The 12,223-nt window shown below is 73.4% G+C and carries 13 protein-coding genes; 10 read left to right on the top strand and 3 right to left on the bottom strand.

From position 1 onward, the window contains the following. Positions 1-151 precede the first annotated feature (151 nt). From N8K70_RS08315 to N8K70_RS08300, 4 genes are all read left to right on the top strand, one after another. The gene (locus tag N8K70_RS08315) at positions 152-1,786 is read left to right on the top strand and encodes an ABC transporter substrate-binding protein (protein ID WP_317141116.1); all 1,635 of its coding nucleotides are present in this window, start codon (positions 152-154) and stop codon (positions 1,784-1,786) included. 63 nt (positions 1,787-1,849) lie between these two features. Beyond that, positions 1,850-2,935, top strand: a complete 1,086-nt coding sequence (locus N8K70_RS08310; protein ID WP_317141115.1) for an ABC transporter permease — start codon at positions 1,850-1,852, stop codon at positions 2,933-2,935. A 1-nt stretch (position 2,936) separates the two neighbouring features. Beyond that, entirely contained in the window at positions 2,937-3,905 is a 969-nt protein-coding gene (locus N8K70_RS08305) for an ABC transporter permease (protein WP_317141114.1), read from the top strand. Then, positions 3,902-5,554: an ABC transporter ATP-binding protein gene (locus tag N8K70_RS08300; protein WP_317141113.1), complete on the top strand. Its 1,653-nt coding sequence runs from the start codon at positions 3,902-3,904 to the stop codon at positions 5,552-5,554. The genes N8K70_RS08305 and N8K70_RS08300 overlap by 4 nt, the downstream gene beginning before the upstream one ends. Positions 5,555-5,575: 21 nt before the next feature. On the opposite strand, the gene moaA is transcribed toward N8K70_RS08300, so the two are convergent. Next, complete coding sequence (gene moaA, locus N8K70_RS08295) at positions 5,576-6,592, bottom strand: GTP 3',8-cyclase MoaA (RefSeq protein WP_317141112.1); 1,017 nt, start codon at positions 6,590-6,592, stop codon at positions 5,576-5,578. A 76-nt stretch (positions 6,593-6,668) separates the two neighbouring features. Here moaA and N8K70_RS08290 point away from each other — a divergent pair, with 76 nt between their 5' ends. Genes N8K70_RS08290 through N8K70_RS08275 form a run of 4 tightly spaced genes read left to right on the top strand, consistent with a single transcriptional unit; the run spans position 6,669 to position 9,743 of the window. Then, positions 6,669-7,781, top strand: a complete 1,113-nt coding sequence (locus N8K70_RS08290; protein ID WP_317141111.1) for a HesA/MoeB/ThiF family protein — start codon at positions 6,669-6,671, stop codon at positions 7,779-7,781. Further along, a complete protein-coding gene (locus tag N8K70_RS08285) occupies positions 7,778-9,019 on the top strand; it encodes a molybdopterin molybdotransferase MoeA (RefSeq protein WP_317141110.1) in 1,242 nt (413 codons plus the stop codon). Before N8K70_RS08290 ends, N8K70_RS08285 begins: the two co-directional genes overlap by 4 nt. Further along, entirely contained in the window at positions 9,016-9,513 is a 498-nt protein-coding gene (gene moaC / locus N8K70_RS08280) for a cyclic pyranopterin monophosphate synthase MoaC (protein WP_317141109.1), read from the top strand. Before N8K70_RS08285 ends, moaC begins: the two co-directional genes overlap by 4 nt. Further along, positions 9,510-9,743, top strand: a complete 234-nt coding sequence (locus N8K70_RS08275) for a MoaD/ThiS family protein (protein ID WP_317141108.1) — start codon at positions 9,510-9,512, stop codon at positions 9,741-9,743. The genes moaC and N8K70_RS08275 overlap by 4 nt, the downstream gene beginning before the upstream one ends. A 15-nt stretch (positions 9,744-9,758) precedes the next feature. Here N8K70_RS08275 and N8K70_RS08270 read toward each other — a convergent pair whose 3' ends face one another. Together N8K70_RS08270 and N8K70_RS08265 are read right to left on the bottom strand one after the other, a co-directional pair. Further along, positions 9,759-10,196: a molybdenum cofactor biosynthesis protein MoaE gene (locus N8K70_RS08270; protein ID WP_317141107.1), complete on the bottom strand. Its 438-nt coding sequence runs from the start codon at positions 10,194-10,196 to the stop codon at positions 9,759-9,761. Beyond that, on the bottom strand, positions 10,193-10,675 hold the full coding sequence (locus tag N8K70_RS08265) for a MogA/MoaB family molybdenum cofactor biosynthesis protein (protein ID WP_317141106.1): 483 nt from the start codon (positions 10,673-10,675) through the stop codon (positions 10,193-10,195). Before N8K70_RS08265 ends, N8K70_RS08270 begins: the two co-directional genes overlap by 4 nt. A 55-nt stretch (positions 10,676-10,730) precedes the next feature. Here N8K70_RS08265 and N8K70_RS08260 point away from each other — a divergent pair, with 55 nt between their 5' ends. Next, entirely contained in the window at positions 10,731-11,570 is an 840-nt protein-coding gene (locus N8K70_RS08260) for a hypothetical protein (protein WP_317141105.1), read from the top strand. A 42-nt stretch (positions 11,571-11,612) separates the two neighbouring features. Further along, positions 11,613-12,218 (top strand): DnaJ family domain-containing protein, encoded by a 606-nt coding sequence (locus tag N8K70_RS08255; RefSeq protein WP_317141104.1) that lies wholly within the window; start codon positions 11,613-11,615, stop codon positions 12,216-12,218. The last annotated feature ends 5 nt before the right edge of the window (positions 12,219-12,223 follow it).

Genomic DNA, 12,223 nt, shown 5'->3' with positions numbered 1-12,223 from the left:
TTCCCGTGTGACGGTCGTGTAAACACCCCGCGCCCACGGACTTCGCCGGGCTTCGCCTGGAAGCGGCCTGTGAAAGTATGCAGAGGTCAGCGCCGACGACCGTTCGGCGCCCCGCTTCGATGCGTCCTGCATCAAGAAAGAGGAAAGCTCCATGACGACTGTCCGACACGGCGCCCGTCGCCGATACCCGGTCGCGGCCCTGTCCGCGATCGCCGTCCTCGCCCTCTCCGGCTGCGCCGGCGGCTCGGGCGACGACGACGCCTCCGCCCCCGAGGGCGACAACGTGATCCTCCTCGGCACGACCGACAAGGTGACGACGCTCGACCCCGCGGGCTCGTACGACAACGGCTCCCTCGCGGTGCAGACCCAGGTCTTCCCGTACCTCGTCAACACCGCGCCCGAGAGCACCGAGGTCGTGCCCGACCTCGCCGAGACGGCGGAGTTCACGTCGCCGACCGAGTACACGGTCACCCTGCCGGAGGGCCTGACCTTCGCGAACGGCAATCCGCTCACCTCGAGCGACGTGAAGTTCTCGTTCGACCGGCAGATCGCGATCGCGGACCCCAACGGCGCCTCCTCGCTGCTCTACAACCTCGACTCGATCGAGACGCCCGACGAGACGACGGTGGTCTTCACGCTGAAGACCGAGAACGACCAGGTGTTCCCGTTCATCCTGACGAGCTTCCCGGGAGCGATCGTCGACGAGGACGTCTTCGCCGCCGACGCGCTCACCCCGGACGACGAGATCGTCGAGGCCGAGGCGTTCGCCGGTCCGTACTCGATCACGTCATACACCTTCAACGAGATCGTCGAGTTCACGCCCAACGAGTCGTACGCGGGCCTCCTCGAGGCGCCCGCCAACGACGGGATCATCCTCAACTACTACGCCGAGTCCTCGAACCTGAAGCTCGCCGTGCAGCAGGGCGACGTCGACGTGGCGTACCGCAGCCTGTCCCCCGCCGACGTCTCCGACCTGTCCGGCGACGACGCGCTCACCGTGCACGAGGGCCCCGGCGGCGAGATCCGCTACATCGTGTTCAACTTCGACACGCAGCCCTTCGGGGCCACGACCGAGGAGCCCGACGAGGCCAAGGCGCTCGCCGTGCGCCAGGCCGTCGCGTCGCTCATCGACCGCGAGGCGCTCAGCGACCAGATCTACAACGGCACCTACACGCCGCTGTACTCCTACGTGCCCGAGGGCTTCGCGGGCGCGACCGAGGTGCTCGCGGACCTCTACGGCGACGGCGAGGGCGGCCCCGACGCCGCATCTGCCGCGGAGATCCTGTCGGCCGCCGGCGTCGAGACGCCCGTGTCGCTCAGCCTGCAGTACAGCCCGGATCACTACGGCCCCAACTCGGGTGACGAGTACGCGCTCATCGAGCAGCAGCTGGAGGCCGACGGGCTCTTCGACGTCTCGCTGAACTCCACCGAGTGGACCCAGTACTCCGAGGACCGCGTCGCCGACGTCTACCCGTCGTACCAGCTGGGATGGTTCCCCGACTACTCCGACGCCGACAACTACCTCACCCCGTTCTTCCTCACGGAGAACTTCCTCGGCAACCACTACGAGAACCCCGAGGTGAACGACCTCATCCTCCAGCAGGCCGTGACGCCCGACGTGGACGAGCGCACGGAGCTCATCGAGCAGATCCAGGCGCTCGTCGCCGAGGACCTCTCGACGGTCCCCTACCTCCAGGGCGCGCAGACCCTCGTCAGCGCGTCCGACATCGACGGCGTCGTGCTCGACGCCTCGTTCAAGCTGCGCTTCGCACCCCTGACGCGCTGACTCCCGCGAGGGGCGGCCCGGACGACCTCCGGGCCGCCCCTCCGGCATGAGGAGACCCCTTCCGTGACAGACACCACACTCACGTCGGCGGAGACGCCGACGGCCTCGCTCGTCCGGCGGGCGGCGGGCGGCGGCGGCCTCTGGCGCTACGTCGTCGTCCGCTTCCTGCTCATCTTCCCGACCGTGTTCATCCTCGTGACGACGGTCTTCGTGCTCATGCGCGCCACGGGCGACCCGATCACAGCGGCCCTCGGCGGCCAGCTCACTCCCGCGCAGCTGCAGGAGCGCATCGCGGCCGCGGGCTACGACCGCCCCCTCTACGTCCAGTACGCCGAGTACCTCGGGCGGATCGTCGTCGGCGACTTCGGCACGACGCTCGACAACCAGCGCGTCGTCGACGTGCTGCTGCGCTACGGCGGGGCGACGCTCGAGCTCGCGATCTACGCGCTCATCGTCGCCTTCGTCGTCGGGATCCCGCTCGGCATGATCGCCGCCGCCGTCCGCGATCGCTGGGGCGACGCCGTGCTGCGCGTGTTCGCCATCCTCTGCTACGCGACTCCCGTGTTCTTCGCGGGCATCCTGCTCAAGCTCGTCTTCTCCGTCTGGCTCGGCGTCCTCCCGACGTCGGGACGCGCGTCGCCGCGCGTCGAGATCGCGCTGAACCGTCTCGACGGCGCGACGGGCATCTACACGATCGACGCCATCCGCACGGGCAACCCGGCGTACATCGCCGACGTGCTCTCCCATGCGGTGCTCCCCGGCCTCGCGCTCGGGCTGCTCACGGCGGGGGTCTTCCTCCGTCTCGTGCGGACCAACGTCATCGGCACGCTGTCCATGCCCTACATCGACGCGGCACGATCGCGCGGCGTCCGCGAGACGCGCCTCGTCGCGACGCACGCCTACCGCCCGGCGCTCATCCCGATCGTCACGGTCATCGGGCTGCAGATCGCGATGCTGCTCGGCGGCGCCGTGCTCACCGAGACGACCTTCGAGTGGACGGGGCTCGGCTTCCAGCTCTCGGAGTTCCTCAAGGCGCGCGACTTCGTCGCCGTGCAGGGCATCGTCGCTCTCCTGGCCGTGATCGTGGCTCTGTCCAACTTCGTCGTCGACATCATCGCGGCCTTCATCGACCCGAGGGTGAGGTACTGACATGACCCGTGACAGCATCCTCACCCGACTGCCCGTCGTCCGGTCCTACCGCCAGGCCGTCGGCCTGCAGCGCGGCATGCTCACGGCCGGGCTCGTCATCTGCGCGGTGTTCGTCCTCGCGGCCGTCCTCGCGCCCGTCATCGCGCCGTACGGGTTCGCCCAGCTGTCGGACGACGACGGCACGTTCGGCGCACGTCAGGCCCCGAGCGCGGAACACCTCCTCGGCACGACCGCCGGGGGCTTCGACGTGCTGTCGCGCGTCGTCTGGGGCAGCCAGACGGCCCTCATCGCCATCGTCGTCTCCGTGGCGATGTCGATCTTCGTCGGCATCCTGCTCGGCGTCGTCTCCGGCTATCTCGGCGGCTGGCTCGACCGCGTGCTCGTCGTCGTCTGCGACGCGATCTACGCCTTCCCCACCCTGCTGCTCGCGATCGTCGCGGCCATCGTCATCTCGGGCGGCCAGTCGAGCCTCGTCGGCGGGGTGCTCGCCGCGGCCATCTCGATCACGGTCGTGTTCATCCCGCAGTACTTCCGCGTCGTGCGCGCCGAGACGGTGCGCATCAAGACGGAGGCGTTCGTGGAGTCGGCGAAGGTCGTCGGCGCCTCGACGTGGCGGATCATGATGCGCCACGTCCTGCGCAACGCGACCCGCACCCTGCCGCTCATCTTCACGTTGAACGCCTCGGAGGCGATCCTCACCCTGGCCGGTCTCGGCTTCCTCGGCTTCGGCATCGAGCCGACGGCCGCGGCCGAGTGGGGCTACGACCTCAACCGGTCGATCGAGGACGTCACGAGCGGGATCTGGTGGACGTCGGTCTTCCCCGGGACCGCCATCGTCCTCGTCGTGCTGGGGATCACGCTCGTCGGGGAGAGCCTCAACGACCTCGCCGACCCGCGCCTGCGCACGCGGCGCGCCGCGCGCACGAGGGCGGCGGCCCCTGCCGCCGCCGAGGAAGGAGCGTCCGCATGAGCGACGACGACCTGGCGGTCCGCATCCGCGACCTCGACGTCACGTTCGCCACCGACGGGGGCGACGTGCATGCCGTCAACGGCATCGACCTCGACGTGCGCGTCGGCGAGGTGCTCGCCGTCGTGGGCGAGTCGGGCTCCGGCAAGACCGTCACGGCGCGATCGGTCCTGGGGCTCCTCCCCGAGACGGCGCAGGTCGACGGGGCCATCGTGCTGTCGGGCACGGATGTGGTGGAGATCTCCCGGGAACGGCTGCGGAAGGTGCGCGGCACCGAGGCGGCGATGATCTTCCAGGAGCCGATGACGGCGCTCAACCCCGTGTTCCCGATCGGCTGGCAGATCGCCGAGGGGCTCCGCGCCCACACGAGGATCGGCCGTTGGGAGGCGCGCTCGCGTGCCGTCGACATCCTGCGCCGCGTCGGCATCCCCGACCCCGAGCGGCGCGTGGACGACTACCCGCATCAGTTCTCGGGCGGGCAGAAGCAGCGCATCGTCATCGCTCAGGCGCTCGTGCTCGGCCCGAAGGTGATCATCGCCGACGAGCCCACGACGGCGCTCGACGTCACGGTGCAGGCCGAGATCCTCGATCTGCTGCGCCGCGCCCGCGACGAGTTCGGCACGGCCGTCCTGCTCATCACGCACAACATGGGCGTCGTCGCCGATCTCGCCGACCGCGTCGCGGTCATGTACCGCGGCGACATCGTCGAGACGGCCGGCACGGTCGAGCTCTTCGCCGCGCCCCGGCACCCGTACACGCAGAGCCTCCTCGCCGCCGTGCCCCGGCTCGAGATCGCCGATCGCGCCTACGCCGGCGATCCGGGCGGCGCGCCCGTCGTCCGCGCGGACGGCCTCGAGATCGAGTACCCCGGACGCTTCGGCTCACGCGGCTTCCGCGCGGTCGACGGCGTCTCGTTCGAGATCCGCCCGGGCGAGGTGCTCGGGCTCGTCGGCGAGTCGGGCTCGGGGAAGACGACGATCGGCCGGGCGATGGCCGGGCTGGCACCCGTGACGGGCGGCTCGCTGCGGGTGCTGGGAGCCGAGCTGAACGGGATCCGCGAGCGGGACTTCCGCGCGAGGCGCCGCGACATCGGGTTCGTGTTCCAGGACCCGGCGTCGAGCTTCAACCCGCTGCTCACCGTCGGCGCGTGCGTCGCCGAGCCGCTCCTCGTGCACGGCGTCGCCCAGGGCGAGGCCGACGATCGCGTCGCGGACCTGCTCGAGGCCGTGCGCCTGCCGCGGGACTTCGCCAGGCGGTACCCGCACGAGCTCTCGGGAGGGCAGCGGCAGCGGGCGAGCCTCGCCCGGGCGCTCGTGCTCGAGCCCAAGCTCGTCATCGCGGACGAGCCGACGAGCGCGCTCGACGTGTCCGTCCAGGCGCGTGTGCTCGAGCTGTTCAGCGAGCTGCAGGAGCGCTTCGGGTTCGCCGCCCTGTTCATCACGCACGACCTCGCGGTCGTCGATCTGCTCGCCCACCGGGTCGCTGTGCTGCATCGCGGGAGGATCGCCGAGCAGGGCCGCACGGCGGATGTGCTGGGGGCCCCGCGCGACGCGTACACGCGGCGCCTGATCGCCTCGCTGCCCGTGCCCGACCCCGTCGTCCAGGCGCAGCGCCGAGCCGAGTGGGAGCGCATCGCGCGGCCGGCGTCGTAGCCCGACGGGATCGCCGCCCCCTCAGCCGCCGATCGCGTTCATGCCGCGCGCGGGCTGGAGGAAGGAGGGGTCGTCGATCGCGTGGCCGGGGAGCTTGCGCAGGATGCAGCCGCGGAGCATCGCGTCGAGACGCTCGCTCTCGTCGTCGGGCCGCTGCCCCGCGCGCAGGATGGGCAGGAGGTCGAACTCCGTCGTCGAGAACAGGCAGTTGCGCAGCTGTCCGTCGGCGGTCAGGCGCAGGCGGTCGCACGCGCCGCAGAACGGCGCCGTCACGGAGGCGATGACGCCGACCGAGTGAGGGCCGCCGTCGAGCAGCCAGGTCTCCGCCGGCGCCCCGCCGCGGCCGGGGACGGGCGTGAGGTCCCAGCGCGCCGACAGCGCGTCCAGGATCTCCTCGCGCGTCACCATGCGCTCCCGCGACCAGGTGTGCCCGGCGTCGAGCGGCATCTGCTCGATGAAACGCAGCTGCGCGTCGTGCGAGACGGCGAACGCCGCGAGGTCGGCGAGCTCGTCGGCGTTCACGTCGCGCATCGCGACGGCGTTGAGCTTGAGCGGACGCAGCCCGGATGCGGACGCCGCGGCGATCCCCGCGAGCACGTCGTCGAGCCGGTCGCGACGGGTGAGCTCGCGGAAGCGCTCCCGGTCGAGCGTGTCGATGGAGATGTTGAGGCGGTGGAGCCCCGCCTCGACGAGGCCGGGGAGCAGCTCCGGCAGCCGGATGCCGTTCGTCGTCATCGCCACCTGCACGGGACCGGCGGGGCCGCGCAGCCGCGCGAGACGCCCGACGACCTCGACGATGTCGGCGCGCAGCAGCGGCTCCCCGCCCGTGAGCCGGAGCGTCGTGATGCCCGCCGCGACGGCGACGCGCCCCACGCGCTCGATCTCATCGAGGGTCAGGATGCTCGTGCGAGCGAGCCATTCGTTGCCCTGCTCGGGCATGCAGTACGTGCACCGGAGCGAGCACCGGTCGGTCAGCGAGATGCGCAGGTCGCGATGGACGCGGCCGTGCGTGTCCAGGAGCGGCGGAGCGGTGCGCATGCGACAAGCGTATGCCGCGCCGTCCGCGTCGGCTCCGGCCGGGCCCCGGGGCGTCCGTTCCGTCTAGCCTGGTCTCATGCCGTTCCCCCCTCTCGTCGCGCCGGTCGACGCGCTCGGCGAGCATGAGCGCAGCCGCACCGCGCGCCATCGTGCCCTCGCCGCCCTGGGCGACGAGGGCCAGCGGCGCCTCGCGGCCGCCCACGTGGCGATCGTGGGGGCCGGAGGGCTCGGATCCCCCGCCGTGCTGGCTCTCGCCGCCGCCGGCGTCGGAACGCTCACGGTCGTCGACGACGACGTCGTCGAGCTGTCGAACCTCCAGCGCCAGGTCATCCACCGTGTCGCCGACGTCGGCGCGCCCAAGACCGGCAGCGCGGTCCGTGTCGCCGCGGAGCTGGCCCCCGACGTCCGCGTGTGCGCCGTGCGGGAGCGGCTGACCCCCGTCAACGCGGCCCGGCTGCTCGCGGGAGCCGACGTCGTCCTCGACGGCTCGGATCTCTTCGACACGCGCGGCGTCGTCGCCGCCGCTTGCGAGGCGTCCGGCGTCCCGCTCGTGTGGGGGACGGTGCAGGAGACCGACGCCCAGGTCACGGTGTTCTGGTCGCGGCCTCCCGGAGGCGTCGAGCCGGTCGTCCTCGACGACCTCTTCCCGTCCGCCTCCGTCGGGGAGCCGCCGTCGTGCGCCGACGTCGGCGTGCTCGGCGCACTCTGCCTGCAGGTCGGATCGATCATGGCCGCCCAGGCGATCGCGCTCGTCGCGGGGATCGGCGAGCCCCTTTTCGGCCGCCTGCTGCTCATCGACGCGCTCCGCGGCCGGCACCGGGAGATCCCGCTGCGCCCGCGGGCGCATACCGGCCCGCCGCCGGCCGCCGCCGCGCCGCGGCTCGTCTCGGTGGACGAGGCGGTCGCCGCGCTCGCCGGATCGACGCCGCCTGCGGTGCTCGACGTGCGGGAGACGCACGAGATCGCCGGCGGCACGCTGCCGCATGCGCACCACGTCCCGCTCGCGGAGGTGCTCGCCGCCCCCGGCGCGGTCGCGCGCGCGCTGGCGGCGGAGGACGTCCTCGTCGTGTGCCAGGCCGGCGGCCGGGCGCGCGCGGCGGCGGCGGCGCTCGCTCCGCACGCTCGCGCCGCCGTGCTCGACGGCGGCTATGCGGCCTGGGACGCGGCGGCGAAGGCGACCGCCGGATGAGCGCGGCCACAGGCCTCAGAACGGTCGAGGAGCATCTCGACCTCATCCTCGCCGAGGTGCGGAGGCTGCCGGCTCTCGACGTCCCGCTCGCCGAGGCCGCCGGGCTCACGCTCGCGCGGCCCGTCGCCGCGCGGATCGACATCCCGCCGTTCGACAACTCGGCGATGGACGGCTTCGCGGTGCGATACGACGACGTCGCCGCCGCCGACGCGGCGCCGCCGACCCTGCGCGTGATCGCCGACCTCCCCGCGGGCACGGCGGAGGACCCGGCGCTCCGTCCCGGCGAGGCCGCGCGGATCATGACCGGCGCTCCCGTCCCGGCGCACGCCGACGCGATCGTCCCCTTCGAGGACACCCGCGATGGGCTCGCCGGCCGGCTCGCGCCCGTCGTCGTCGAACGCGCTCCCGCAGCGCGCGGCGCGTTCATCCGTCGCCGGGGCGACGATCTCCGCGCCGGGGACGAGGTCCTCCCGGCGGGCGAGCCGCTCGGCGCCCTCTCCCTCGCCGCGGCGGCCGCCGCGGGAGTGGCCGGCACGGTCTCCGTCGTCCGGCGCCCCCGTGCCGTCATCGTCTCGACGGGGGCCGAGCTGGCCGAGCCCGGAGCGGCGCTGTCCCGGGGCCGCATCCCGGATTCGAACGCGACGCTCCTCGCCGCGCTCGTCCGCGGCGCGGGCGGCGAGGTGGTCCGCATCGCCCGCGTGGGCGACGACACGGCGGGCCTCCGGGCCGTCATCGCCGACGCGGCGTCCGCGGACGTCGTCATCACGTCGGGCGGCGTGAGCGAGGGAGCGTACGAGGTCGTCAAGACCGTCCTGTCGGGACGCGTCGAGTTCGCGAAGGTCGCGATGCAGCCGGGAAAGCCCCAGGCCTTCGGCCGCCTCGGCGGAGGGCCGCTCGTCTTCGGCCTGCCGGGCAACCCCGTGAGCGTGGCGGTGTCGTTCGAGGTGTTCGTCCGCCCCGCGCTGCTCGCCATGCAGGGCCGGAACACCGTCCTCCGTCCGGTGATCAGACTCGCCGCGTCCGCCGGCTGGCGCACCCCGCCCGGCCGACGCCAGTACCTCCCGGCCGCGGTCGACCGCGACGATCCCGCACGGTGGACCGTGCGCCCCGCGACGGCCGGCGGATCGGGCTCGCATCTCGCGGGCGGGCTCGCGCGAGCGGAGGCGTATGCGGTCGTCCCCGCGGACGTGGCCTTGGTCGCGACCGGCGACCCGGTCGATGTCATGCTGTTGTCATGAGCTCCGCCGCATTCGCCCACCTCGACGAGGCCGGTCACGCACGCATGGTCGACGTCACCGCGAAGCAGCCGACCGTGCGGTCGGCGACCGCGCGCGGCTTCGTCCGCTGCGCCGCGGAGACGGTCTCGGCCCTGCGCGACGGCACCGTGCCGAAGGGCGACGTGCTCGCCGTGGCGCGCATCGCCGGGATCCAGGGAGCGAAGCGCTGCGCCGAGCTCCTCCCTCTCGCCCACGTCATCGGCGTGCACGGTGCGTCCGTCGACCTCGCGATCGAGGACGACGGGGTCGCCGTGGAGGCGACGGTCCGCACGGCCGATCGCACGGGCGTGGAGATGGAGGCCCTCACCGCCGTCACGGTGGCCGCCCTCGCCGTCATCGACATGGTCAAGGGCGCCGACCGCTCCGCGCTCCTCGAGAACGCGCGCATCGTCGCGAAAGCGGGAGGCCGGTCCGGCTCGTGGACCCGAGAGGGAGAGGACGGCGCCGCCGGATGATCACGGTCCGGTACTTCGCCGCGGCCGAGGAGGCCGCCGGCACCGCGGAGGAACGGCGCGAGGAGACGACGCTCGACGTGCTGCGCCTCGCCGTCGTGGCGGAGCATCCCGCACTCGGCTCGATCCTCCCCCGCTGCGCCGTGCTCGTCGACGGCGCGCGTCACGACGCCGACGCGCCGCTGGGAGACGCGACCTTCGTCGACGTCCTCCCGCCGTTCGCGGGCGGCTGAGCCCCCGCGGGGCCGTCAGCCGCCGAGTCCCTTCCACGCGGTGGTGCCGTCGGCCTCCACCTGCCGCTTCCACACGGGGAGCTCCCGCTTGACGTCCTCGATGAGCTGGCGGCACGCGGCGAAGGCGTCTGCCCTGTGGGATGACGACACGGCGACGACGACCGCGACGTCGCCGACCGCCAGCCGCCCGATCCGATGGCTCACCGCGACCGTCGCACCGTGCTCGTCGGCGGCGCGCGCCGCGAGCGCGGCGAGCGTCGCCTCGGCGTCGGGATGGGCCGTGTACTCCAGGGCGACGACCGGGCCCTCGGCATCCGGATCGTGATCGCGCACGCGCCCGACGAAGGAGGCCTCGGCGCCCGCTCTCGGGTCGTCCACCGCCGTGAGATGCGCGGCGACGTCCAACGGCGCCGCACCGACCCGCGCGAGCGCCACGCGCGATGGGGACGTCACCGGTGATCCCCGCCGTCGAGCTGGGACACGACGTGCGCGGCGACGGAGAGGATGACCGGCATGCCGCTCTCGACCGCCCGTGGGGCCCCGGGCAGGTTCACGATGAGCACCCGCCCCGTCACTCCCGCGACGCCCCGGGACAGCATGCCCGCGGGCTTCTCCGTCGTCCCGAGTCGGCGCAGCTCCTCCGCGATGCCGGGGACCTCCCGCTCGACGACGCGACGGGTCCCCTCGGGCGTGCGGTCGCGCGGTCCGACGCCCGTGCCGCCGGTCGTCACGACGAGCCGCGCCCCGCCCTCGATCGCCGCGCGGAGCGCGTCCGCGACCGAGTCCTCGCCGTCCGGCACGATCCTCGCGTCCTCGCAGCCCCACCCCGCCTCGCGCAGCGCCGCGACCGCGACGGGCCCGGCGGAATCCGCCCGGCCGCCGTGCGCCGAGCGATCGCTCACCGTCACCACGGCCGCCCTCTCGTGTCTCACGGTGTCAGCTTACGGCCCGTGCGGACGCGCCTCCGGGATCCGCGAGGATGGGACGGTGACCTCTCCCCTCGGACTCCTCCTCGACGTCGACGGCCCCCTCGCGAGCACCGTGACCCGCACGCTGCGCGTCCCGTCCATCGCCCCGGATCTCGTGGCGCTGGCGCACGCCGGCGCCCCTGTCGTGTTCAACACCGGCCGCTCGCACGCGTTCCTCGTCGACCGGGTGATCCCCGTGCTGGCCGACGCCGGGCTGCGCCCCGACGCGCCGGTGTGGGGCGTGGGCGAGAAGGGCGCCACCTGGTTCTCGCTCGTGCCGGACGCGCCACGGCCGGAGGCGGGCGAGGTCGGCGCCGCGACCGAGCTGAGCCCGCCTCGCGCGCTCCTCGAACGCGTCCGCGCCCTCGCCGCGCGCGAGGACCGGCTGATGTTCTGGGACGAGACGAAGGAGACGATGATCTCGGTCGAGCAGAACGTCGACGTGGCGAACGAGGACTATCTCGCCGCGCAGCCGGAGCTCGTCGCCGCGTGCCAGGACGTCATCGACGATCTCGGGCTCGGCGACGAGTTCCACATCGTGCCGACGATCATCTCCGTCGACATCGAGCACGTCACGGCGGGCAAGGCGCTCGGCGCCGCACGCGCCCTCGAGCTCGTCGCGGCGCGGATGACCCCGCCGGCACGGTGGTTCACGGCCGGGGACTCCCCCGGGGACTACGACATGGCCACGTGGCTCCACGATCGCGGCGACGAGGTCACGCATCTCGACGTGCGCCCGACGGGCGCCGCCCACGACGTGCCCTACCCCGTCATCCGGGAGCTTCCGACCGCGGACCGCGCCGAGGACGACGTGACAGCCGCCCACCTCGCGCGCCTGCGCGCCGAGATCGGCGCCTGAGCCGGTCGTCCGCCTTAGTCTGGAACGGCGGAGGTGATCCCGATGGGGCGACAGGAGCCGGGCCCGGCCGAGGACCCGCGCGTCGCCGCCTCGCGGTACCGCATCGACCGCATCCGCGAGGACGTCGACGACGGCGCGCCCGACGAGCCCACCGGAGACGCGGGCTCGTCCACGGCGACCGATCGCACGGCCTACGTCGAGACGGTCATCCAGCAGGCCATCCGCCGAGGCGAGTTCGACGACCTGCCCGGCGCGGGCCGGCCCATCCCCGGCCTCGGCACGACGCACGATCCGGACTGGTGGATCCGGCGGAAGATCCAGCGCGAGGGGCTCACGGGCATCGGCCCGCCCGCGCTGCAGCTGCGCGTCGAGCACGCCGGGCTCCAGGAGAGGCTCGACGCCCTCACGCGCGAGTCGGACGTGCGCGAGTACCTCGAGGACTTCAACGGCCGCGTGCGGCACGCACGCCTGCAGCTCCTGGGCGGACCGCCCGTCGTGACGCCGACGTGCGACGTCGACGCCGAGACGGCCGGATGGGCCGCGCGCCGCGCGGAGCGGCTCGCCCGCATGGCGGCCCAGGTGGAGCGGCCCGCGCCGCGCAGACGCTCCCGGCTCCGGCGTTCACGGGGCGGACGCGGCCTCCCGTAGCATCG

Origin of the sequence: Microbacterium sp. AB (genome assembly GCF_032878875.1) — a bacterium.
GTDB lineage: Bacteria > Actinomycetota > Actinomycetes > Actinomycetales > Microbacteriaceae > Microbacterium > Microbacterium betulae.
Note: the sequence above shows the minus strand (reverse complement) of the source record. Positions and strands in the feature narration are given on the sequence as shown.